This window comes from Xanthobacter sp. BG11Y11_SDJG (assembly GCF_057364445.1).
This window is the reverse complement of the sequence record NZ_JBNFNU010000004.1, coordinates 1-21,391: the sequence shown is the minus strand read 5'-3', so window position 1 is coordinate 21,391 and position 21,391 is coordinate 1. Positions and strand designations below refer to the sequence as shown.

Below are 21,391 nucleotides of genomic sequence, written 5' to 3'. Positions count from 1 at the left end.
AGGGCCTTTGCCGGTCCGGCGGGCGTCTGGTGGCGCTCACGTCATGCGCGCAGGTCCGGTCAGCCGAGGGTGAACGGGTTGCGCACCGCCGGCGTCGGATTGATGAAAACGCTCTTGGGCTCCAGATACTCCATGATCGCGGCGGCGCCGTTCTCCCGCCCGATGCCGGAAGCCTTGACGCCGCCGAACGGCGCGAGATAGCTCACCACGCGGTAGGCATTGACCCACACTGTTCCCGCATGCAGCCGCTTGGGCATGTGAAGTGCGCGCGCCATGTCGCGGGTCCAGATCGCCGCCGCCAGGCCGTACCGGCTGTCATTGGCGAGGCGGATGGCCTCCTCGTCGGTCTCGAACCGGATGACCGACAGGACCGGCCCGAAGACCTCCTCCTGGGCGATGCGCATGTCGTTCGTCACGTCGACGAAGACGGTGGGCTCGACGAAATAGCCACTCTCGCATCCCGCCCGCAGGGATCGCGTCCCGCCCAGCACGCAGCGCGCGCCTTCGGCCTTCGCCACGTCGATATAGTGCAGCACTTTCCTGAGCTGCGGCTCGGTCGCCACCGGCCCCATCTCGGTGGCCGGGTCGCGCGGGTCGCCGATCTTCACCTGCTTCATGCGGGCGAGGATCCGCTCCACCACGGCGTCGTGCACGGAGGCGTGCACGAGCAGGCGCGAGCCGGCCATGCAGGTCTGTCCCGCCGCGGCGAAGATGCCGGAAATGACGCCGTTCGCCGCGGCATCGATGTCGGCATCTGCGAAGATGATGTTCGCCGACTTGCCACCAAGCTCCAGCGATACGCGCTTGAAGTCGCGCCCGGCGGCCTCCGCGATCTTCGCGCCGCCGGCATCGGAACCGGTGAAGGCGATCCGTCGCACCAGCGGGTGGTCGACGATGGCCTTGCCGGCCTCCTCGCCGAAGCCGGTGACGACGTTGAGCACGCCCTTCGGAACGCCGGCCTGTTCGAACAACCGTGCGAGCCCCAGCATGGAGGCGGAAGCGAACTCGGACGGCTTGACGACGATGGTGTTGCCGGCGGCCAGCGCCGGGGCGATCTTCCACACGGTCAGCAGCAGGGGCGAATTCCACGGGGTGATCGCGCCCACCACGCCAACCGGCTCGTGGACCACGTAGTGGAACAGTCCAGGCTTGTCGATCGGCGTGACCGATCCCTCGATCTTGTCGGCGAGGCCGCCATAATACTGGAACCAGCGCGGCAGGTAGCGCATCTGCCCCAGCATCTCCAGCATCAGTTTGCCGTTGTCCCGCACCTCCAGCTCGGCGAGATGCTCGGCATTCGCGGCGATGAGGTCGGCGAGGCGATACAGCAGCAGCCCGCGGTCGGATGCGCTCATTGCCGGCCACGGGCCGCTGGTGAAAGCGGCATGGGCGGCCTCGACCGCGGCGGCCACATCCTCTGCACCGGCGCGCGGCAGCAGCGCCCACGGGCGGTCCGTACAGGGGTCGCGGGTCTCGAACCAGCGGCCGGACGCCGCCGCGCGCCAGGTGCCGTCGATATACATTTCAAGCCGGCGAAGCTCCGCGCCGCCGGCTGCCTCTTCCTCGTGCGTCGGGCGGGGGATGGTGCTGGCCTCGTTCATGGGGTCACTCCGTCTTGGCACGCAGATGTGGGCCCGCGGCCCTCTTGCGTGCGGTGTTTTTCCGGATTGGCATGGGCGATGGGCCGCCCGGCCCGCAGCGCCGCCCGCACCTGCACAGCGGTGGCCGCCAGGCGCGTGGCATCGACCCCGTGGCGAAAGCCCTCGGCGTCGAGCATCGCCACGAGGCGCTCGGTGTCGAGGTTGCCGGCGGCACCGGGGGAATAGGGGCACCCGCCGAGGCCGGCGACGGCGCTGTCCACGGTTCTCACCCCCAGATCGAGGCACGCACGGGTGTTGTCGAGCGCGCGGCCGCCTGTGTCGTGGAAATGGACCGCGACGGATGGTGCGGAGATGGCCGCAATGGCGGCCTGCGCCATCGCCGCGGCGCGCTCGGGCGTGCCGCGGCCGGTGGTGTCGCAGACCGACACCTCGTAGCAGCCAAGCTCCATGAGCCGATAGGCGAGGTCGGCCGTCACCCGTGGTGCGACCCAGCCCTCGTAGGGGCAATGCAGGGCGCAGGAGACGTAGCCGCGCACCCTGACCCCTTCTGCGACCGCGGCCCGCGCCACCGCTGCGAAGCGCGCGAACGTCTCCTCCCGCCCGCCATTGAGATTGGCCCGCGCGAAGCCCTCCGTGGCGGCGGCGAACAGGGCGATGCAGCCGGCACCGGCCGCGCGGGCCAGCGCGAAGCCCTTCAGGTTCGGCACCAGCACCGGAAGGCTCACCCCCTTAAGGTCGCGGGTCGCCTGCAGAACCTCGGCCGTCCCGTCCATCTGCGGGACCCACCTGGGCGACACGAAGCTGCCCGCCTCGATGGTGGCAAGCCCCGCCTGGGCAAGATCGGCGATCAGCGCCGCTCGCTGCGCGGCAGACAGGACGACCGGCTCGTTCTGGAGGCCGTCGCGCGGGCCGACCTCCACGATTCGAACGAAGGCCGGCGTCTCCGTGATGTGTCCGGCGGTCGCCATGGTCAGATCACGCCTTCGGCCGCGAGGCGGTCGAGGCTGGCGGCATCAAGGCCGAGGGTGCCGGCCAGGATGTCGCGCGTGTGGGCGCCCACCTCGGGGCCGGCCCAGCGGATCGTGCCGGGTGTTCCGTCGAGCTTGGGCACGGGCCCCTGCATGGTCACCGAGCCAAAGGAAACGTCCGGCACCTCGACGATGGCGCCCCGGGCGCGGAAATGCGGATCCGACACCACCGCGGCGGCGTCGTTGACCGGGCCGGCGGGAATGCCGTGCCGGTCCATCAGGGCGATGATTTCATCCCGTGGACGGCCCTTCGTCCATGCGCCGATGATGGTGTCGAGCTCGGCCTGCCGGTCGCCGCGGGCTTCGTGGGTGGCAAAGGCGGGATCGTCGGCAAGGCCCGGCCGCCCCATGGCCTCGCAGAGCTGGCGGAACAGGCCATCGGCATTGGCGGCGATCACCACCTCGCCGCCCTCGGCGGTGGGGTATACGTTGGAGGGCGCGATCTTGGGCAGGATCGGCCCGGAGCGGGTCCGCACGGCACCGGTCGCCGCCTGTTCCGACAGGATGCTCTCCATCACGCCGAGGACCGCCTCGGCGATGGAGACGTCGATGGTCTGGCCGGCGCCGGCGCGCTGCCCGCGAGCGACGACCGCCGTCAGCACGCCGATGGCGGCATAAAGGCCGGCGAGGGAATCGCCGATCGAGATGCCGACGCGGGTGGACGGTCGGTCCGGATATCCGGTGAGGGTGCGCAGCCCCGCCATCGCCTCGGCCACGGCCCCGAAGCCGGCCTTCTCGCTGTAGGGGCCGGTCTGGCCGAAGCCCGACACCCGGGCGACGATGAGGCTCGGATTGTCGCGCCGCAGGTCCTCGGGCGCGAGCCCCCACCCCTCCAGCGTGCCGGGGCGAAAATTCTCGATCAGCACGTCGGCCTCGGCGACCAGCCGACGCAGGATGTCGCGGCCGTCGGGCTTGCGCAGGTCGAGGCTGAGGCTGCGCTTGTTGCGTCCGATCACCGGCCACCACAGGGACTTGCCGTTGGACGTGCGCGCCGCTCCCCAGGTGCGCATGGCGTCACCGCGTCCAGGGGGCTCGACCTTGATCACGTCCATACCGAGGTCGGCCAGGATCTGGCCGCAGAACGGGCCGGCGATGAAGGCCCCGACCTCGATCGCCCTCAAATGCGACAAGGCACCCGCAGGCGCTGACATGGAGGCCTCCCACCCATCGACAAGGTCGATCAGCCGTGAGGACGTCTCGCGCGTTCTTCAGGCTGCCGGGAGCCCTTCTAACATGACAAATTCTGCGATGGAAGAAAAAATCTTCTATGATAGAATTTCATGCGTGGGCCGGACATGTCCAAGCGGTGCTCCGGCGCGTCCGTTCAAATCAGCGGCTTGCGGATTATGACAACATAATATTGGCAGACGATATCCCCTGCATTGCGCAGGATATAGGGTCTATTCAATTCGAAATGGAACGTGTCCCCCGTCTGGATCAAATAGGTCTCGTCGCCGATTTCCACCATCAGCTCGCCGGAATGGACGATAATGTACTTTTCGGTCGGCGCGGTATAGGCCGGCAGGATGCCGGATGATTGTCCAGGGGGGATCACATGCAGGAGGATTTCCACCCCGGTCTCGTCGTGTGCAGGCGACAGGACGCTGCGCTCGAAACCCGTGTCGGGGTCGACATAGGTGATGCGCTCGCCGCGCCGTGCGATGCGCACCTTGGCCCCGTCCGGCTGTGACCCGAGGAGGGAGGAGAGACTGACATCGAGCCCGGTCGCGATGCCCACCGCGATGGACAAAGAGGGGGACTTTTCCGCGCGCTCCACCTTCGACAGCATGGCGCGGCTCACGCCGGAGCGGGAAGACAGGTCCTCCAGGGTCAGGCCGAGTTCCTGGCGCAGCCGGCGTATCCTGGGGCCGAGATCGGCCATGACCGGCGCGACGCTCGGGGACTTGCCGCGGGCATCGAGGGCAACACGCGCAGCGGACGGGAGGGGGGCCTTCGTCGCTTGAGCTAAACTGTTCTGCGTCCTGGTCTTTCGCATCTGCCACTCGATCACGGAGCCGAACCACGCCATCGGGATTGCACCATCGGCAGGTCGATACGGTGTAGCGCGAGAGCAATCTCCATTGCTAGCCCATCCCCTTGTTCGCGCTCCCGAACCGGCGCCGCGAGATCATGAGGCTTGAGCGCGATCTTCGCTCTGGGGGACCCGCATCGCGAGGTTCGCCAGCGCCATGTCCGTCAGCGCCATGTAGGCACGCTCCCTTTGTAGGCATCGAGACGCGTGCAAACTTGGCTACATGCCTCGCCATCCTGAACGCTGGAGGGGCCAACGGCTGAGCGCAAGCCTCTCCACCGCCCGGCCTGCGACGGCGCGGCGGCCCTCTCCGCCGGCGCCACCGCTTCGGCGGTGATGTTCCCGGCGCAGTGTGCGCCACGCCCCGGTCTGGATTCCCTTGACGGCTCAATCTGCGCGCTCGCGAACATGGCGGCCCTTGTGCGGGACGACAAAGAAGACGCCATGGCGGGACCGGGCGACACCGTCATGGTGTCGGAGGCCACGCATTGGGGCCTTCTTCAGGTTCTCGACCGCGTGCGCGACCTTAAGGACGAGTTGTACAGCCTCCTCGAAGCAAGGAATGGAGCCGCCTGATGCCCAAGCGCGCCCTCGCTCCCAAGCCGCAGCTTCCGGCCGTCCCGTTGGAGCATCAGCCCAAGCTGGGCGCCCTCATGATGTTCCCGACGCTCCCGCCGGACCACATGACGTTCCTGGTGGAAGATGACAACTCGGCGAGCCGCCCAGGACCGTCAGCATCAGCCGGCCATGGGGCGTCGTGGTGTCTGCCCAAGCGTCGGAGAGGGATCGAAAGGCCGCGCCCTTCTCCCCCACCTCCGCCAGCACGTTCGGCAGATCCCGCGTCGACCGTGCCAGGCGATCGAGCCGGACCACCACAAGTACGTCGACGTCAGACAGGCTTGCAACGCAGCGGCGCAGCTCGCGGCGATCGGTCTTGGCACCACTCGCCGTCTCGGCGAAGATCTTTTGGCAGCCTGTGGATTTGAGGTATTCGATCTGTCTTTCGAGCGCCTGTCCATCAGTTGATACGCGTGCATAGCCAACGATCATTTGCACATTATGAGACTAATAAATGAGATAATCAAGTCATTGAAAACAATGCGCCTCAAAATGTCTCAAATATTTTGATTTTTGAGACAGACATGATGGCAAAGTGAGCTTTTGTGGTAAACCGATTGCCCTGAATGGTCAGTTTTCTGATGGCATCAAGCTCTACTTCTGTTGGTCATGCGGAGGGAGGGCGGGCTGATGAGGGGCCAGCCGACCATAGGCACGAGGCGCTGCTATACCAGTTCAACCTGAAATCGCACGTTAAGCTAAGTTCGTGATCCGGATGTCGCTCATCGGCTCGTGCGCAGGCGTCTGCGCCAAGCGTAGCTCGGTTCGCGCTGGGCAACCTCGCCGACTCTGTTCTTCGTGTGCTGACCGGCTGAAACGGCCTGTGCGACACTCGGCGGGCTACATACCGAGATAAGAGGAGGCTACTTCGGGATTGGTCAGAAGATCACTCGCGCGCCCGGCGATCTCGATGCTTCCGGTTTCCAGCACATAGCCGCGATCGGCGATGGAGAGAGCTGCCGAAACGTTCTGCTCGACCAGCAGGATGGTGAGCCCGCTCCGCTTCAGCTCAACGATGGTCGCCATCACCTGATCGATGAGCAGGGGCGCAAGGCCCATGCTGGGCTCGTCCAGAAGGAGCAGGCGCGGGCTGCCCATCAGCGCCCGGCCGATGGCGAGCATCTGCTGCTGCCCGCCCGAAAGCCCGCCGGCAACCGAAGCGCGCCGCTCCGCCAGCACCGGGAACAGGGCGAAGACCCGCTCCAGGTCCCGAGCGATGGCGGCGCCATCGGACCGCCGCCAGGCGCCCAGCCGCAGGTTGTCCTCAACCGAGAGCGCGGTGAAGATCTGCCGGCCCTCCGGAACCTGCGCGATGCCCCGTTCCACCCGCCGGTGCGGAGGCACGAGATCGAGCCGCTCGCCCTCGAAGCGGATCGCGCCGCCGGTGAGCGGGCATATGCCGGAAATGGCGCGCAGCAGCGTGGTCTTGCCGGCTCCGTTGGCACCGAGCAGTGTCACGATTTCGCCCTGCTCGACCGTCAGGCAGACCGAGTGGAGCACTTCGACGCGGCCATAGGCGCAGCAGACGCGATCGATCTCAAGCAACGTGGGCCTCCCGCGTTCCGTGCTGGCCGAGATAGGCCGCCTGAACCCGGCTGTCGCCGCGCACCACCGATGGCGGCCCGAGGCACAGCGCCCGGCCCTGCTCCAGCACCAGGATGCGGTCGGAGATGCGCATCACGAGCTTCATGTCATGTTCGACCAGAACGACGGTGATGCCGGCGCCGGCGATCTTGCGGATGATCTCCGAGATCTGGGCGGTCTCGGTGCCGTTGCAGCCGGCTGCCGGCTCGTCGAGCAGCAGCAGTTCCGGCTCGCTCGCGAGGGCGCGGGCGATCTCCAGGCGCTTGAGCGCGCCGTAGGACAGGCCGCCGGCGGACCGCTCGGCAAGGTCGGCCAAGCCGACGAAATCGAGCTTCTCCCTGGCCTCCGCCGCGCTCCGCGCGTTCTCCCGGCCCACGCTGCGAAGGCCCAGTATGTGCGACAGGGCGCCGGTGCGCTCGTGCCGGTGGCGGCCGGCCATCACGTTCTCCAGGGCGCTCATGCCGAAGAACACCTGGAGGTTTTGGAACGTCCGGCACAGGCCGCGGCGCGCGAGCCTCTCCGGAGGGCGCCCGGTGACGTCCTCGTCCTTGAGCATCACCCGGCCCTGCGACGGCAGATAGAGCCCGGATATGATGTTGAAGAAGGTGGTCTTGCCGGCGCCGTTGGGGCCGATGATGGACAGGATCTCACCGCTCTCCACCGCCAGCGAGACGCCGCTCACGGCCTTGATGCCTCCGAACGAGATGGAGATGTCCTCAGCTCGCAGCAGGATGCTCATGCGGTGCGCTCCCGGAAGCGCGCGGTCAGCGCCGGCACGAGGCCCTGGCGCAGCGCGATCATGCAGCCCATCATCACGAGGCCGAGGATCATATGCTCGTAGTCGTGGAACACGGTGAGCGCCTGGGGCAGGATGACCAGGATGGCGGCCCCCGCCACCGGGCCGAGCACCGCTCCCGTGCCCCCCAGCACCACCATGGTGATCAGCTCGATGGAGCGCAGGAAGCCGGAGGTGGCATCGGGCGTGATGTGCCCGTTGACGAAAGCGAGCAGCGAGCCCGCCACGGCGGCATAGGCCGCCGAGAGCACGAAGACGAACAGTTTCTGCCGCGCCACGTCGATGCCCACCACCCGCGCGGCGACCTCGCTGTCGCGGATCGCGCGCAGTGCGCGGCCGGTCGGGCTGAAGGTCAGATTGATGGCGACGACCATGCCGACGACCAGTGCCACGCCGCAGACATAGTACCAAGTCTGCACGCCGCGCACCGGCGCATCGAACAGGACCAGGCGCGGCACGCCCATGCCGTCAGGTCCGCCCGTCCACTGCGCCTCATTGGTGAGCACCATCGAGATCAGCAGGCCGCAGCCGAGCGTCGCCACGGCCAGATAATAGCCCTTCAGCTTCAGGATCGGCCGGCCCATCAGATAGGCCAGAAGGCACGAGAGCGCGACGCCGGCAAGGGCGGATGGGATGGCCGGCACACCAAGATGCGTCGGTCCGATCGCGACCGCATAGGCACCGACGCCCATGAAGCCGGCATGGCCGAGGCTGACCTGCCCGGCAAGCCCCAGCAAAAGGTTGAGGCCCATGGCGGCGAGCGCGAACACGAACACCATGCTTGCCACCCTCAGATAGTAGGTGGACGGCAATACATAAGGCAGCGCCAGCATCGCCGCGAGCATCAGGAATGCCGGCAGGTAGCGGGAGCGCAGCATGCGGTTCAGCATCGTCATACCCTCTCGAGCGCGGCGCCGCCGAGCAGCCCCGGGGCGCAGCAGCAGCACGGCCAGCAGGATCACGAAAGCGATGGCGTCCTTGTATTGCGAGGAGATCAGGCCGGCGCCGAACGATTCCGCAAGGCCCAGCAGCAGTCCGCCCAGCACCGCGCCCGGCGGGTTGCCGATGCCGCCAAGCATGACGGCGGCGAAGCCCTTGAGTGCGAGGATGGTACCCGCATCGTAGCTGGTCAGGGTGATCGGCGTGACGAGGATGCCCACCACCGCCCCGAGCAGGGAGGAAATGAGGAACGTTGCGGCCACGATCACCGGCACGTTGATGCCAACCAGCGTCGCGGCCATGGGATTGTTGGACGCCGCCAGGATGGCCCGGCCGAACAGCGTGCGGGTCATGAACAGCCAGAGGCCCACGAGCACCACCAGCATGCCGGCGAGCACCACGAGGCTCTGCGGCAGCACCGCCGCCCCCCCGATCACGATCGGCTCTGCGCCGAACCACGGCGGCAGCGAATGGAAGCGTTTGTCGAACACGATCTGCGCCAGGCCGCGCAGGAAGATCGACGCGCCGATGGTGATGATGATGAGCGCGATCGGGTCGGCCCCCCGCGCCGGAGCGATGGCGAAGCGATGCAGCGCCAAGCCTGCCACCATGGAGATGAGCACCGCGAGGATCATCGCCACGGGCAGCGGCAGTCCCGCCGCGGCGAGGAACACCGTCGACATCGCGCCCAGCATGACGAACTCGCCCTGGGCCAGATTGACCACGTGCGAGGCATTGTAGATCAGCGTGAACCCGAGGGCGACCGATGCGTAAACCGCGCCGACCGTCAGGCCCGAAAAGGTGAACTGAAGTAGTTCGGTGGTCATGGCACCCGTCCGCATCGGGAAGAGAAGGCTCCGGAGCGAACCGCTCCGGAGCCGGCGCGCGCGTCAGGGGACCGCGACCCAGTCGCCCTTGCGGATCTCCACCATCCGGAAGCCCGACAGATCGAGGCCCATATGGTCCTGCGGCGACATGTTGTAGATGCCGTCGACGCCCACGAAGCCCTTGGTCTTCTCGATCTCGTCGCGGATCGCCGCAGGCTTGCTGCTCGGCGCGCGCTTCATGGCCTCGGCGACCATCATGAAGCCGTCATAGGCGAAGCCGCCGAAGCCCGAGACCGGCTGCCCGGTCTTCTTCTCGTAGGCCCTGGTATAGTCGAGAACGACCGGCCGCTGGGGATCGTCCGCGGCGAGCTTGTCGCCGAGCAGCAGGGCGGCGGCCGGCAGGCGCACGCCTTCCGCGCCCTCGCGGCGAGCGCGATGAACTCCTTGGAGGCGACGCCATGGCTCACATAGAGCGGCAGGGCGATGGCGAGCTGCTTGTAGTTGCGCACGCCGATGGCGGGACCCTGGCCGATGCCGGGAATGATGATGGCCTGGACGCCGGCCTTGTTCTTGATGTTGGTGAGCTGGGGCGTCATGTCCGCATCGCGCGGGCCGTAGGTTTCCTCGTGCACCACCTCGATGCCGAACTTCGGCGCGGTGGCCACGCACTGGTCGCGCATGGACTTGCCGAAGCCGTCGGTCCCGGACAGCAACGCCACCTTGGAGAGCTTGCGCGCGTTGAGATCGGTGAAGATCTTCTCGCAGGCCATGAGGTCGGTGTGCGGGGTCTTGAAGACCCACTTGCGCACGGCTTGATCACCTGGATCGCCCCCGCGAAGGACATGAAGGGGATCTCGGCATCCTCGAACACCGGCGCCATCGCCATGGTGGTGCCGGTGGTCGACCCGCCGATCACCACCGCGACCTTGTCCTCTTCCGCGAGGCGCGTGGCGAAGGTGCGGGCGGCATTGGCGTCGCCGCCGTCGTCATAGAGCACGAGCTTCAGCTTGTTGCCCTTGATGCCGCCCTTGGCGTTGATATCTTCGACCAGCATCTCCAGCGTGCGCTTTTGTGGATCGCCGAGCAACGAGGCCGGCCCCGTGGACGACACCACCGAGCCGATGCGGATTTCCTCCGCGCGAGCGCCCGACCAGCCGCCCGCAACGAGCGTGGCCGCGATGGCGACGCTTCCAAGAATTCGTGCAACCATGGCGTTCCTCTCCTGTTTTGACGCGCCGGACCGGGGGACCCGACGCGGCCCGGTTGATCCGGACCGTTTCGCTGCCGCCTTCAGGCGGCGCGCTTATCAGCGTTCCAGAAGCGCTCGAGATTGGAGATCAGCGCCGGCGAGAAATGGCAGTGCGCCTGCTCGCGGGCGTAGACGGCCATGTAGGCGCGGAAATGGTCCAGCGGCTCATGGGCGATGCGGAAGGCGCGCCGGTTGCTCGCGGCGCTCACCACGCCCGAATTGGTCAGCCGGTCCAGCACGTTGGCCAGCGCCTCCTCGAGCGCCTCGGGCGCGACGATCTCGTCGCAGATCATGCGCCCTTCGGGGCTGTCGCAATCGAGCCGGCGCTCGTACATCACCGCCTGGCGGGCCGTGCGATCGCCGACGAACCGCGGCAGGCGCATGTTGGCGACGCCGGGGATGATGCCCTCCTTGCGGGCCGGCAGCGTCATGTAGGCGTCGCTCGCGGCGAGGACATAGTCGCAGGCGAGCAGATACTGGCAGCCGCCGCCGATGGCGAACTTTTCCACCGCGGCCACCCAGGCCTTCTCCCGCGTTTCGCCAAACACTTCCTCCGGGCTGCCGTCGCCCGCAAGTCCTCTGAACATCTTGTTGATGAATCCGAGGTCGCGCACCAAGTACCAGAGGTAGGAAATCTTGCCCTGATAGAGCTGCGTCAGGTTGATGCCGGTGCAGAACACGCCCTGGCCGTCATACTTGCCGCCAGTGATCGGCGCACCGCGCAGCACGCAGATGTCGCTATCGGGATCGAGCAGCGCGAGATCGACGGCGATCTCCACATTGTCGACCGTGCTGTCGTCCTCCGCATTCAGATAGCGCGGGTTCTTCATGGAGACGATCGCCGCCCGGCCGTGCCGCTCGATCACTGCGGTGCCGAAATCGATCCGCCCGTCTTTGCGCAGGCGATCGAGCGCCTCCAGCGATTCGGCGCGCGGGCGCAGCATCGCGTGGCAGAGGTGCATGCCGGACGCCGGCTCGCCGAGAAACTGGTTGAACAGCAGGCCCTGGTCGAACTCGTGGCCGTCCTTGTCCTTCTGCGTGCGCGCCGCCTCGGCCTGGACCTGGGCCTCGGTCGGCACCAGGCCGGGCACCAGCACGGCGGCGCCATAGGCGAGTTCCTCCACCCGCACGAACCGCGAGCGGCCGCCCGTGAGGCGCTCATACAGTTCGGCGCCGTGGCGGGTCAGGAAGCCGGAGCGGGCGGCGCGCGATGCGGCGAGGATCCGATCGGCGAGCACCTGGTCGCCCGCGGCGCGCCGGCCTTTCGCCGGCAGTGCGGCCAGCAGATCGAGCCCTTCCTGCCACCAGGCCGCATGGGTCGCGACATCCTGCTCGAACACTCCGCCCACGGCGGGCGCCCCGCCGAACCACGCCGGTTCCTGCGACGCTGCCCAACCGGCAGATCGACCCTGCTCCATGATCCGCTCCCCAATTACTGTTTTGCGTACAGCGCCCACGGCGCGCCTTCGTGCCTGAGAAGGCTTGAACCCCGGCGACAAGCGAAGCCTACATAAGTAGTTCATGAAAACAAGTGCATGAATGCGCTGCGGTGCAGCATTTGCACGGTTTTGGCCGGAATTTTGCGGTGGATCAATGCGGAGAACGGAGATTTCCAGATGCGCACCCACGGCATCGAAATCCCTTTAATAGCTTGTTTTAAAACAATTTTTTCATAAAATTGTCTCTCACGGACCTCGTGAATGTCGCGTGTCAATAAATTTTTACCCGAGCCCACGCCTGTCTCCGGCACCTCCTACTTGCTTTTATGAACCATTGTGGTCATGGTGGGTGAGAGGAAACGCTCCGGAGAAGGCGGAATGATTGCGGCAGGCGCTCGCGCCCGGCGCCGCGTCGTCGTGGACGATGCGCGCGCCATCACCTTCATGGGCCCCGCCCTGCGGGTCTACGGCACCCCGAACATGCTCTACGACGTGGAAATGGCCTGCCGGGACCTGCTTCTGGAGGTCATCGCGCCGGGACAGGACAGCGTGGGCGTGGAGGTCAATCTGGCCCATCGCGGCGCGGCCGTTCTCGGTGCGGAGGTGGAGATCGACGTCGCCATCTCTTCCGCCGAAGACCGCCGCGTCAGTTTCGAAGCAACGGTGCGGGCGGGAGGCGAGGTGATCGGCACGGCGCAGCATTTGCGCAGCGTGGTGGAGGTGGCACGGCTCGAGGCGCGGGTCCGCGCCCTGCAGGCGGGTCTCGCCACAGCCCAGTCCAGCGGGAGATGATCCATGCCTGAACGCTCATTCCACGAAGAGGTCGCCCAGCTGAAGCTCGGCGAAGGCGAGTATTTCGAGGGCGAAGGCATCCTCGCGGTCACCAAGGCGCTGCTGCAATCGGGCGTGTCCTATGTCGGCGGCTATCAGGGCGCGCCCATCTCGGCGCTTGTGGACGTGTTGAGCGACGCCGGCGACCTCCTGGACGAGTTGGGCGTCCATCTCGACACCTGCGCCAACGAGGCCGGCGCGGCGGCGATGCTGAGCGCCTCCGTCAACTATCCCGTACGGGGCGCCGTCACTTTCAAGTCCGTCGTCGGCACCAACGTAGCCTCCGATGCGCTCTCCAACCTGTGCTCGGCGGGAGTGACGGGCGGCGCCCTGATCATCGTCGGCGAGGACTACGGCGAGGGATCCTCCATCATCCAGGAGCGCTCGCACGCTTTCGCGATGAAATCGCAGTTCTGGCTGCTCGACCCGCGCCCCGAACTCGGCAACATCGTCGATCTGGTCGAGCGCGGCTTCGAGCTGTCCGAGGCCAGCAACACCCCCGTGATGATGGAGCTGCGCATCCGCGCCTGCCACATGACCGGCCGCTTCCGCGCGCGGGACAACGTGCGCCCGCGCCTGTCCACGCGGACCGTGATCGAGACCCCGGTCTTCCACAAGGACCGCATCTCCCTGCCGCCCGCAACCTATGTCCAGGAGCGCCACAAGATTGACGTGCGCTGGCCTGCGGCGGTCGCCTACATCGCCGAGCACAAGATCAACGAGCGCGTCGGCGGCGACATCGAGGAGGTCGGCTTCATCCTCCAGGGCGGCATGTACAACCATGTGATCGCCGCCCTCCGGGCGCTCGGCCTGGCCGATTCCACCGGCGCCTCGCGCATTCCCCTGCTTGTGCTCAACTGCGTCTACCCGCTGGTGCCGCAGGAGATTTCGGATTTCGCCGCGGGCAAGAAGGCGGTTCTGGTGATCGAAGAGGGGCAGCCCAACTTCATCGAGCAGCAGATCAAGGCGCTGCTCGCCGACGCCGAGGCCACCACCCGGGTGCACGGCAAGAATGTCCTACCCGAGGCGGGCGAATACGTCGCGGCCGTTCTCATGGACGGCATCGCCAAGTTCCTGTCGCGCGCCCGCGCCACCGGCGTCGATGCCCATGAGGCCGCACAGAAGGTCCGCCGCATCGAGGAGAGCCGGCGCAAGGCGCTCGACATCCTAGGGGCACCGGTTCCCGCCCGTCCGCCGGGCTTCTGCACCGGCTGCCCCGAACGGCCGGTGTTCAGCGCCATTAAGCTGGTTCAGGAGCAGGTGGGGCAGGTCCACGTCAGCGCCGACATCGGCTGCCACAGCTTCGCGACGCTGGAGCCGTTCAAGGTGGGCAACACCATCCTGGGATATGGATTGGGCCTCGCCTCGTCGAGCGGGCTGTCGTCCATGATGCGCAATCCCGTCGTCTCCATCATGGGCGACGGCGGCTTCTGGCATCAGGGGCTGACCACCGGCATCGCCAACCACGTCTTCAACCGGGACGAGGGCGTGCTGGTGATCCTGAAGAACGGCTATGCCTCCGCCACCGGCCATCAGCACATCCCCTCCACCGGCACCAATTCGCGCGACGAGGCGAGCGGCATGGCCATCGAGGCGGCGCTGAAGGGCGTCGGCGTGAAATGGGTGCGCACCGTGGGCAGCTATCGCGTCGGCGCCGTGGTGACCGCGCTGAAGGATGCCATCCTCGCCCGCGGCAAGGGCCTGCGCGTCATCATCGCCGAAGGCGAATGCATGCTCGCCCGCCAGCGGCGGGAAAAGCCGGTCATCGCCGCCAGGGCCAAGGCCGGCGAGCGGGTGGTGCGCACGCGCTACGGCGTGGATGAGGCGACCTGCACCGGCGACCATTCCTGCATTCGCTTGTCCGGCTGCCCGACGCTCACGGTCAAGCAGTCGTCCGATCCGCTGCGGACCGCTCCGGTGGCCCACGTCACCAACGGCTGCGTCGGCTGCGGCAATTGCGGAGAGGTGGCGCACGCGGCCGTGCTCTGCCCCTCCTTCTACAAGGCGGAGATCATCCAGAACCCGACCCGGACGGACCGCTTTCTGGCGGCCGTGCGCGGCGCCGTGATCGGTTTCTTCCTCTCGCGCCAGGGATCGCCTGCATGAATGCCCGCATCACCGGCGACATCCCGCGCAACCGCGCCATCCTCGTGGCCGCCCTCGGCGGCGAGGGCGGCGGCGTGCTGGCCGACTGGATCGCTACCGCCATCCGCCGCGCCGGCCTGTTGTGCCAGACCACGTCGATTCCGGGCGTCGCCCAGCGCACCGGCGCCACCACCTACTATCTCGAATATTGCGAGATCCCGATCGACGAGCTCGGGGATCGGCGGGTGGTGTTCGCCCTCACCCCGGTCCCCGGCGACGTGGACGTGATGGTGGCTTCGGAGCTGGTGGAGGCCGCCCGCGCGGTGCAGAACGGCTATGTCACCGCCGACCGCACCACGCTCATCGCCTCCAGCCACCGGGTCTATGCCACGTCCGAGAAGATCGCCATGGAGGACGGGCGCTTCGACGCGGCGCGGGCGCTGAAGGCGGCCCACGACCTGTCGCACCGTGCGGTGATCTTCGACATGGAGCGGGCGGCGGAAGAGGCCGGCACCGTCATCAATGCGGTGCTGCTGGGCGCACTGGCGGGATCGGGCGCGCTCCCCATCGATCCGGCCCATTTCGAGGCCGCGATCGAGGCCGGCGGAAAGGGCGTCGCCGCCAGCAAGCGCGGCTACATGCTCGTCTCTGCGCGCCGGCGGCGGGGCGAGGCGGTGGGCTCGGGCAGCCGCCCCGGCCCGGAGCCCTTGAGGCCCGGCACAGGCAGCGCGCCGCTCGCCGACTTCCCGGTGGAGACGCGCTTCGTGGTGGGGCACGGCCATGCGCGGGCGTGCGATTATCAGGATGCCGCCTATGGCGAGGCGTATCTGGAGCGCGTCCGGGCGTTGCTGGCTCTCGATCGCGCGCTCAACGGAGCGACCCGAGGCTGGCGCCTCACCATCGAGGGAGCGCGCAACCTCGCCTTGCGCATGACGTATGAGGACGTAATCCGCGTCGCCGACCTGAAGACCCGGGCTGAGCGCTTCTCCGCCGTGCGTGCGGAGACGCGGGCCCAGCCGGACCAGTTGCTCCACGTGACGGAGTTCCTGAAGCCGGGCCTCGAGGAGGTCTGCGCGGTGCTGCCGCCACGCCTCGGTGACCGGCTGCTGGGCTGGGCGCGCCGACGCGGCATCGAGCACCGGCTGCATGTGGGGCTCCACGTGCGCAGCGATACGGTGTCCGGCTTCCTCCTGATGCGGCTGCTGGCGAGGATGCGGCGGCTGCGGCGCGGCTCGTGGCGCTTCTCCCAGGAGAGCGCCCTCACGGCGCGCTGGTACGAGGCGGTGCTGGCGGCCGCCCGGATCGACTACGATTTCGGCCTCGCGGTCGCCGATGCGGCGACACTGGTGAAGGGCTACAGCGGCACCTATCGTCGGGGCCTGCGCAATTTCGACCTGCTGTTCGAAGCGGTGGTGACGCCCGCGATCGCATCGGGACGATCCGCGGCGCACGAGGTGGCGCAAGCGCGCCGGGCGGCGGTCGCGGACCCGGAGGGCGATGCGCTCGATACGGTCATTGCAGGTTACCACGTGGAACGCGACACGGCGCATCTGGCGCGCGCCGTCTCGGCTTGAATCGGGGAGGAGAGACGTGGTCGCGCTTTCTCAGGTCCAGGGGGAAACCGATCCCCCGCTGCTGGAGATGACCATCGGCGCCGCGCTGCGCCAGACGGCGGAGCGGTTTGCGGACAGACCGGCCATCTGCAGCGTCTTCCAGGGTTATAAGAGCCTGACCTATGCGGCGCTCGATGCCCTGAGCGACCAGGTGGCCGGCGCCCTTATCGCTCACGGAATCCAGGCGGGAGACAGGGTCGCCATCTGGAGCGCCAACCGCTGGGAATGGCTGGCGGCGCACCACGGGGCGGTGCGTGCCGGCGCGATCCTGGTGCCGGTCAACCCCGCATTCCGGGCGGAGGAGGCGCGGTATATTCTCGCCGATTCCGGGGCCAGCCTGCTGTTCTGCCCGCCATCCTTCCGCGGCTATTCCTACCTTTCGGCGATAGACGCCATCGCCCGCGGTCTTCCGGACCTGCGCACGGTGGTGGTCTTCGGCGAGGAGCCTGCCCCGGCCGCCATGACCCGGTGGCATGACTTTCTGGCCGCCGCCGCGGCGATACCGCAGGACGACATACGCGCCCGCGAGGCGCAGGTGCCGTTCGATGCGCCGTGCCACCTGCAATACACCTCGGGCACCACGGGCCGCCCCAAGGGCGCGCTGCTCACCCATCATGGCATCCTGAACAACGGCCGCTGCGTGGGGCTGCGCCAACGGCTCGCACCGCACGACAGCATCTGCATGCCGGTGCCGTTCTTCCACTGCTTCGGCATCGTGCTGGGGGCGCTCGCGGCGGTGACGCACGGCTGCGAGATCGTGCTGCCGGGCGAGAGCTTCGACCCCCTTGAGACCCTCAAGGCCGTGGAGACGCGGCGTTGCACCTCACTCTACGGCGTGCCGATGATGTTCATCGCCATGCTGGGCAATCCCGACCTCGCCGCGCTCGACCTGTCGTCGCTTCGGACCGGCGCGATCGGCGCGGCACCCTGCCCGCTGCCGACCATGAACGCCATCATCTCCACGCTCAACATGCGGGAGATCACCGTGGTCTACGGCATGACGGAGACCTCCCCGATCTCGTTCCAGTCGCGCGCCAATGACAGCGTTGACGTGCGTGTCTCGACGGTCGGTGCCGTCCAGCCGCACCTGGAGGCGAAGGTGGTGGACCCGACGTCCGGCGCCACCGTCCCGCTGGGCGAGCGCGGCGAACTCTGCGTCCGGGGCTATTCCGTGATGCGCGGCTACTGGAACCGCCCCGACGCCACCGCCCAGGCGATCGACGCCGACGGCTGGATGCATTCCGGTGACCTCGCCGTGATGCGGGCGGACGGATACACCCAGATCGTCGGCCGGCTGAAGGACACCATCATCCGCGGCGGCGAAAACATCTATCCCCGCGAGGTGGAGGAATATCTCCTCACTTTGCCCGAGGTGAGCGACGCCTATGTCTTCGGCGTGCCTTCGGAGGTCTATGGGGAGGAGGTCTGCGCCTGGGTGCGTCTGAAGCCGGGCTCCGGCGCCGTCGCCCCACAGATCCAGGACCAGTGCAAAGGCCGCATCGCCACCTACAAGATCCCGCGCGTGGTGCGCATTGTCACGGAGTTTCCAGCGACCGCCAGCGGCAAGGTGCAGAAATTCCGGATGCGGGAGATGGAGCTGGAGCAGCGGGCTTTGGAGGAACGGCGGCCGGCATGATAGGTCTGGCCGAATGAAGATGGAGCCCCACGTCCGTTGAGCACCAAGCCAAACGCACGCCACGAGCGCACGCCTGTCGCGGGACGGATGCTCAAGGGCCCTGATGCGCCGGCTTCGCTCCGCGCCGCGGCGGCGGCTTCCCGCCCGGACAAGTTCGCCCCGCCTGGCCGCGAGCGGGATTCGGAAATCTCCGACACACTGCAGATTCTCGTCGATCCCTGGCGCTTCCTGATCATTCGCGAGGCGTTCTTCGGGGCCGAGCGGTTCAACGAGTTCGCCGCCCGGCTGGGCATGCCGCGCGCGACGCTCACCAAGGCGCTGACCAGCCTCGTCAGCGGCGGGCTGCTGGAGAGCGTCTCGCTTGGCTCCGGCGGATCCTGGAAGCGGTACGTGCTCACGGACAGCGGGAGAGACCTGTTCCCCGCCTTGCTCGGGCTCATGTGGTACGGCGACAAGTGGCTGTGGGACGGCATTCCGCCGCTCGCGCTCTTCCACGAGCCGTCGCGCACTTGGTTCTCTCCGCTTCTGGTCTGGGAGCACGATCGCTCGCCCCTCAACCCGCGCAGCGTGAAGTTCGAGATCGATCCGGGCTACTGGCGCGCGCGGGACGAGCCCCTCGCCCGCACCTATCGCATGGATCGGGCCCGGCAGGCCCGAGGGCTAAGGCCCTGTTCCATGGAGCGGACCCTTGCCCTCGTGGGGGACCGCTGGACATTCATGATCTTCCAGGAATTCTTCCACGGGAACAGCCGCTTCGACGAATTCTCCCACAATCTCGGCATCGCCTCGAACGTGCTGGCCTCGCGGCTGGAAAATCTCGTGTCGCACGGCTTCCTCGAAAAGCAGGGCGACGGCGGCGCCTACCGCCTGACACCCAAGGGGCGTGATACCTACTGCCCGATGGTGCTGCTGAAGACCTGGGGCGACCGCTGGCTTCGGCAAGGGCGGGGCACGACCTCGCGCTTCGTCTCCGTGAGCACCGGCGAGACGACACGGGCCATTGTTATCGTGCCGGCCACTGGTGAGCCGGTCGCCCCCGCAGACGTGCGGCTGGTTCCGCTATATTTGCCGGAAGTCCTGGGCGAATCGCACCGATAACAAAAACATACCTCGACAGATGGGCTCTTTATTTATTCAGGTGCTCGACCGCGTGCGCGACCTCAAGGAGGCGCTGTACAGCCTCCTCGAAGCATGACGTTCCTGGTGGAGGGTGACGCCTTCCATCCGCACCTGCGCCGCGGCGAGTTCGCCGTGGTGGACCTCTCCGACCGCCAGCCGGCGCAGGGCGAGCTGTTCCTGACCTTCTACGCCAGCCGGCACACCGACTGCGGCCTGATCTTCGCCATCTGCCAGATGCGCAGCCGACCCTATTACTTCCGCCCGGGCCACGGGTGCGCGCGCCTTCGCTAGCCTATGAGGAGGGCTATGAACTGGCGCCCTGCTGGTCGGCCTGTCACTGGATCCCGCCCACGTATCCCGATGACTATGCCGCGGCGCTCCGCTCGGGCCAGGTCGGCACCAGCGAGGGCCCCTACACCACCGAGCACGCGGCCGAGAAGCTGGTGGGGCGCATCGTGGGGGTGTGGGTCCCCGCCAAAGAGAGATAGAGCTCGAGTCCCTTTCGGTAGGCGTTTCGTGCGGCCAGAGAGACTCTATAGGGACACCGGCAAGCCAGCCCGCAGAGAGCGGATCAGGCGAACAATCGATATTTGGCGACCCGCCTCTAATTCGCGGAGGATGGACTTGGCCTTGTCCTCATCGAGCCGCCCCTCTCTAAGGGCTGCAAACACGCTCGGGACAGCAAGGCGTCCCTCTCTTGCGGCCTCTAGCATCGCCGCAGCGTCGTCCTGCTTAACCAGAGCTTCAGACATCGCTCACCTCCGGTTGGACGCCCGTAGTGTGCCCCATGAGGAGCACATTGATCAACTCCAGGTAGCCGCCCACTCTGACCTGGATAGCGGTTTCGCTCCCCAGAAACTCGTAGCATTTGCCCGCGTCAATCGTCACAACGCCTTTTCGCACTTCGCCCAAGCCATTCAGGCGAACAGGTGGCAGAGGGAGAAGGAGAATGCTGACATAGGGCGGAGAAGTGGGCGTCGACAGGCTTTTGTAGCTCAACATCCGCAGAGCGTGCTTCCTGCATTCCGATGGGAAGTCATGAACCACCTTGTTCTCTGCGCCGTACCTGGACACCCAATAGGCGATTGTCTCTTCCTGAGGGACTGATTTCCCTGTTGGCCGATGAGAGGCCGAACGGGCCCTGATTCGAGCTGTGCCGTCAGATTCGAACGTCAAAAGCGTAGCGCAGAAATATCTATCGTCATTATTGTTCGTACATAATTTAACAATTGACGATATGCAGGTTAGTGCATGATGCAAAAGATGTTCTGTATCCTGATTTGATCTTGGATTGGCTCGGATTAATCCCGCGATATGACCAATTGCATGCGTAAGAGATACGGACATGTCGGATAGATGTTGCATCTTATGTCGGTGATTTGCCCCCTTGGTTTTGATCTTTTCGAGCACGAATTTTGCTATTTGCAGGGCCAAAAGGAGCAATGCCTGCCACCATGCCGACACTGGGATGCCCGGCTCAGCGTCTTTGGCCGGGAAAATTGCTGCAAAGGCAACGGGTGTAAGAGAAATTCCCGCTAAAACAGCGACTTGGGCCATAAGCAACAATATGCTGCCGACCGTCAGTTCTGCTGAAAACATGCCGGGTAAAGAGCGCCGCGCAAATCGCATGAGGTGATGGCCTATCCGAGCAAAGAAGCCAGGCTCTGCAAGAACCCAGTCCCTCTAGGAAATCTCCGGCATGAGCGCCCCCACGCAGTGCCACGACTCACCGTGCGCATTACAACTCAAAACTGCATGCTTGGCTATAGAGTAGTGCCAGCCCACGCAGAGTGGCAGCGTGCTTTCGCCGTCCCGCTAAATCCCGCCTGATCCCGGCAAATCCCGGTTATGTCCACCACGGCCCACAGCGATCTAACTCACCCGCTAGGGCAGATGCTGGGGCTGACAATCTTGACGTCAGAAATTTTCACGTAAAATCAATCATTATATCTATACATTTGGTGTCCGGAGGATCGAACCCTGACCTGCCGTTA

16 protein-coding genes and 3 pseudogenes are annotated in these 21,391 nt (G+C 66.6%); 7 read left to right on the top strand and 12 right to left on the bottom strand.

Annotated features, from left to right (window positions below):
• Positions 1-59: 59 nt before the first annotated feature.
• The 4 genes from AC2W7M_RS01455 to AC2W7M_RS01440 all read right to left on the bottom strand — a co-directional run bounded on the left by AC2W7M_RS01455 (position 60) and on the right by AC2W7M_RS01440 (position 4,658).
• Positions 60-1,523: an aldehyde dehydrogenase gene (locus AC2W7M_RS01455; protein ID WP_486129525.1), complete on the bottom strand. Its 1,464-nt coding sequence runs from the start codon at positions 1,521-1,523 to the stop codon at positions 60-62.
• A 74-nt stretch (positions 1,524-1,597) separates the two neighbouring features.
• Positions 1,598-2,569 (bottom strand): hydroxymethylglutaryl-CoA lyase, encoded by a 972-nt coding sequence (locus AC2W7M_RS01450; protein WP_486129501.1) that lies wholly within the window; start codon positions 2,567-2,569, stop codon positions 1,598-1,600.
• 2 nt (positions 2,570-2,571) lie between these two features.
• Positions 2,572-3,780 (bottom strand): CaiB/BaiF CoA transferase family protein, encoded by a 1,209-nt coding sequence (locus tag AC2W7M_RS01445; RefSeq protein ID WP_486129500.1) that lies wholly within the window; start codon positions 3,778-3,780, stop codon positions 2,572-2,574.
• 173 nt (positions 3,781-3,953) lie between these two features.
• Positions 3,954-4,658 (bottom strand): helix-turn-helix domain-containing protein, encoded by a 705-nt coding sequence (locus AC2W7M_RS01440; RefSeq protein WP_486129499.1) that lies wholly within the window; start codon positions 4,656-4,658, stop codon positions 3,954-3,956.
• Between the two features lie 339 nt (positions 4,659-4,997).
• On the opposite strand from AC2W7M_RS01440, the gene AC2W7M_RS01435 reads away from it, so the two are divergent.
• Positions 4,998-5,237 (top strand): hypothetical protein, encoded by a 240-nt coding sequence (locus AC2W7M_RS01435; RefSeq protein ID WP_486129498.1) that lies wholly within the window; start codon positions 4,998-5,000, stop codon positions 5,235-5,237.
• 75 nt (positions 5,238-5,312) lie between these two features.
• Here AC2W7M_RS01435 and AC2W7M_RS01430 read toward each other — a convergent pair whose 3' ends face one another.
• From AC2W7M_RS01430 to AC2W7M_RS01400, 7 genes and pseudogenes are all read right to left on the bottom strand, one after another.
• Entirely contained in the window at positions 5,313-5,711 is a 399-nt protein-coding gene (locus AC2W7M_RS01430) for a recombinase family protein (RefSeq protein ID WP_486129497.1), read from the bottom strand.
• A gap of 408 nt (positions 5,712-6,119) precedes the next feature.
• The gene (locus AC2W7M_RS01425; protein ID WP_486129496.1) at positions 6,120-6,824 is read right to left on the bottom strand and encodes an ABC transporter ATP-binding protein; all 705 of its coding nucleotides are present in this window, start codon (positions 6,822-6,824) and stop codon (positions 6,120-6,122) included.
• On the bottom strand, positions 6,817-7,602 hold the full coding sequence (locus AC2W7M_RS01420) for an ABC transporter ATP-binding protein (RefSeq protein ID WP_486129495.1): 786 nt from the start codon (positions 7,600-7,602) through the stop codon (positions 6,817-6,819). The genes AC2W7M_RS01425 and AC2W7M_RS01420 overlap by 8 nt, the downstream gene beginning before the upstream one ends.
• Positions 7,599-8,444 (bottom strand): annotated as a pseudogene (locus AC2W7M_RS01415) (branched-chain amino acid ABC transporter permease); the annotation flags it as partial. The gene AC2W7M_RS01420 and the pseudogene AC2W7M_RS01415, both read right to left, overlap by 4 nt.
• A 107-nt stretch (positions 8,445-8,551) precedes the next feature.
• A pseudogene (locus AC2W7M_RS01410) lies at positions 8,552-9,425 on the bottom strand (branched-chain amino acid ABC transporter permease).
• A gap of 63 nt (positions 9,426-9,488) precedes the next feature.
• A pseudogene (locus AC2W7M_RS01405) lies at positions 9,489-10,635 on the bottom strand (ABC transporter substrate-binding protein).
• 80 nt (positions 10,636-10,715) lie between these two features.
• On the bottom strand, positions 10,716-12,302 hold the full coding sequence (locus tag AC2W7M_RS01400) for an enoyl-CoA hydratase/isomerase family protein (protein WP_486129494.1): 1,587 nt from the start codon (positions 12,300-12,302) through the stop codon (positions 10,716-10,718).
• A 189-nt stretch (positions 12,303-12,491) separates the two neighbouring features.
• Between AC2W7M_RS01400 and AC2W7M_RS01395 the strand changes: the two genes are divergently transcribed.
• The 6 genes from AC2W7M_RS01395 to AC2W7M_RS01370 all read left to right on the top strand — a co-directional run bounded on the left by AC2W7M_RS01395 (position 12,492) and on the right by AC2W7M_RS01370 (position 19,688).
• Positions 12,492-12,905, top strand: coding sequence for a thioesterase family protein (locus AC2W7M_RS01395; RefSeq protein ID WP_486129493.1), 414 nt, complete (start codon positions 12,492-12,494; stop codon positions 12,903-12,905).
• A 3-nt stretch (positions 12,906-12,908) separates the two neighbouring features.
• Complete coding sequence (locus tag AC2W7M_RS01390; protein WP_486129492.1) at positions 12,909-15,050, top strand: thiamine pyrophosphate-dependent enzyme; 2,142 nt, start codon at positions 12,909-12,911, stop codon at positions 15,048-15,050.
• Positions 15,047-16,603, top strand: a complete 1,557-nt coding sequence (locus tag AC2W7M_RS01385) for an indolepyruvate oxidoreductase subunit beta family protein (protein ID WP_486129491.1) — start codon at positions 15,047-15,049, stop codon at positions 16,601-16,603. The genes AC2W7M_RS01390 and AC2W7M_RS01385 overlap by 4 nt, the downstream gene beginning before the upstream one ends.
• Positions 16,604-16,619: 16 nt before the next feature.
• A complete protein-coding gene (locus AC2W7M_RS01380; RefSeq protein WP_486129490.1) occupies positions 16,620-18,278 on the top strand; it encodes an AMP-binding protein in 1,659 nt (552 codons plus the stop codon).
• Positions 18,279-18,314: 36 nt separating this feature from the next.
• Positions 18,315-19,376 carry a winged helix-turn-helix transcriptional regulator gene (locus AC2W7M_RS01375; protein WP_486129489.1) on the top strand — a complete coding sequence of 354 codons (1,062 nt, stop codon included), beginning with the start codon at positions 18,315-18,317 and terminating at the stop codon, positions 19,374-19,376.
• Between the two features lie 93 nt (positions 19,377-19,469).
• Positions 19,470-19,688, top strand: a complete 219-nt coding sequence (locus AC2W7M_RS01370) for a hypothetical protein (RefSeq protein ID WP_486129488.1) — start codon at positions 19,470-19,472, stop codon at positions 19,686-19,688.
• A gap of 453 nt (positions 19,689-20,141) precedes the next feature.
• Here AC2W7M_RS01370 and AC2W7M_RS01365 read toward each other — a convergent pair whose 3' ends face one another.
• Entirely contained in the window at positions 20,142-21,026 is an 885-nt protein-coding gene (locus tag AC2W7M_RS01365) for a hypothetical protein (protein ID WP_486129487.1), read from the bottom strand.
• Positions 21,027-21,391: the final 365 nt, after the last annotated feature.

Bases quoted from the DNA above. Each gene is read 5' to 3' on its own strand.
- AC2W7M_RS01455 (WP_486129525.1), bottom strand. From the start codon at position 1,523: ATGTATATCGACGGCACCTGGCGCGCGGCGGCGTCCGGCCGCTGGTTC.
- AC2W7M_RS01365 (WP_486129487.1), bottom strand. From the start codon at position 21,026: ATGCGATTTGCGCGGCGCTCTTTACCCGGCATGTTTTCAGCAGAACTG.
- AC2W7M_RS01395 (WP_486129493.1), top strand. From the start codon at position 12,492: ATGATTGCGGCAGGCGCTCGCGCCCGGCGCCGCGTCGTCGTGGACGAT.
- AC2W7M_RS01370 (WP_486129488.1), top strand. From the start codon at position 19,470: ATGACGTTCCTGGTGGAGGGTGACGCCTTCCATCCGCACCTGCGCCGC.
- AC2W7M_RS01385 (WP_486129491.1), top strand. From the start codon at position 15,047: ATGAATGCCCGCATCACCGGCGACATCCCGCGCAACCGCGCCATCCTC.
- AC2W7M_RS01450 (WP_486129501.1), bottom strand. From the start codon at position 2,569: ATGGCGACCGCCGGACACATCACGGAGACGCCGGCCTTCGTTCGAATC.
- AC2W7M_RS01440 (WP_486129499.1), bottom strand. From the start codon at position 4,658: ATGGCGTGGTTCGGCTCCGTGATCGAGTGGCAGATGCGAAAGACCAGG.
- AC2W7M_RS01445 (WP_486129500.1), bottom strand. From the start codon at position 3,780: ATGTCAGCGCCTGCGGGTGCCTTGTCGCATTTGAGGGCGATCGAGGTC.
- AC2W7M_RS01420 (WP_486129495.1), bottom strand. From the start codon at position 7,602: ATGAGCATCCTGCTGCGAGCTGAGGACATCTCCATCTCGTTCGGAGGC.
- AC2W7M_RS01390 (WP_486129492.1), top strand. From the start codon at position 12,909: ATGCCTGAACGCTCATTCCACGAAGAGGTCGCCCAGCTGAAGCTCGGC.
- AC2W7M_RS01435 (WP_486129498.1), top strand. From the start codon at position 4,998: ATGTTCCCGGCGCAGTGTGCGCCACGCCCCGGTCTGGATTCCCTTGAC.
- AC2W7M_RS01430 (WP_486129497.1), bottom strand. From the start codon at position 5,711: ATGATCGTTGGCTATGCACGCGTATCAACTGATGGACAGGCGCTCGAA.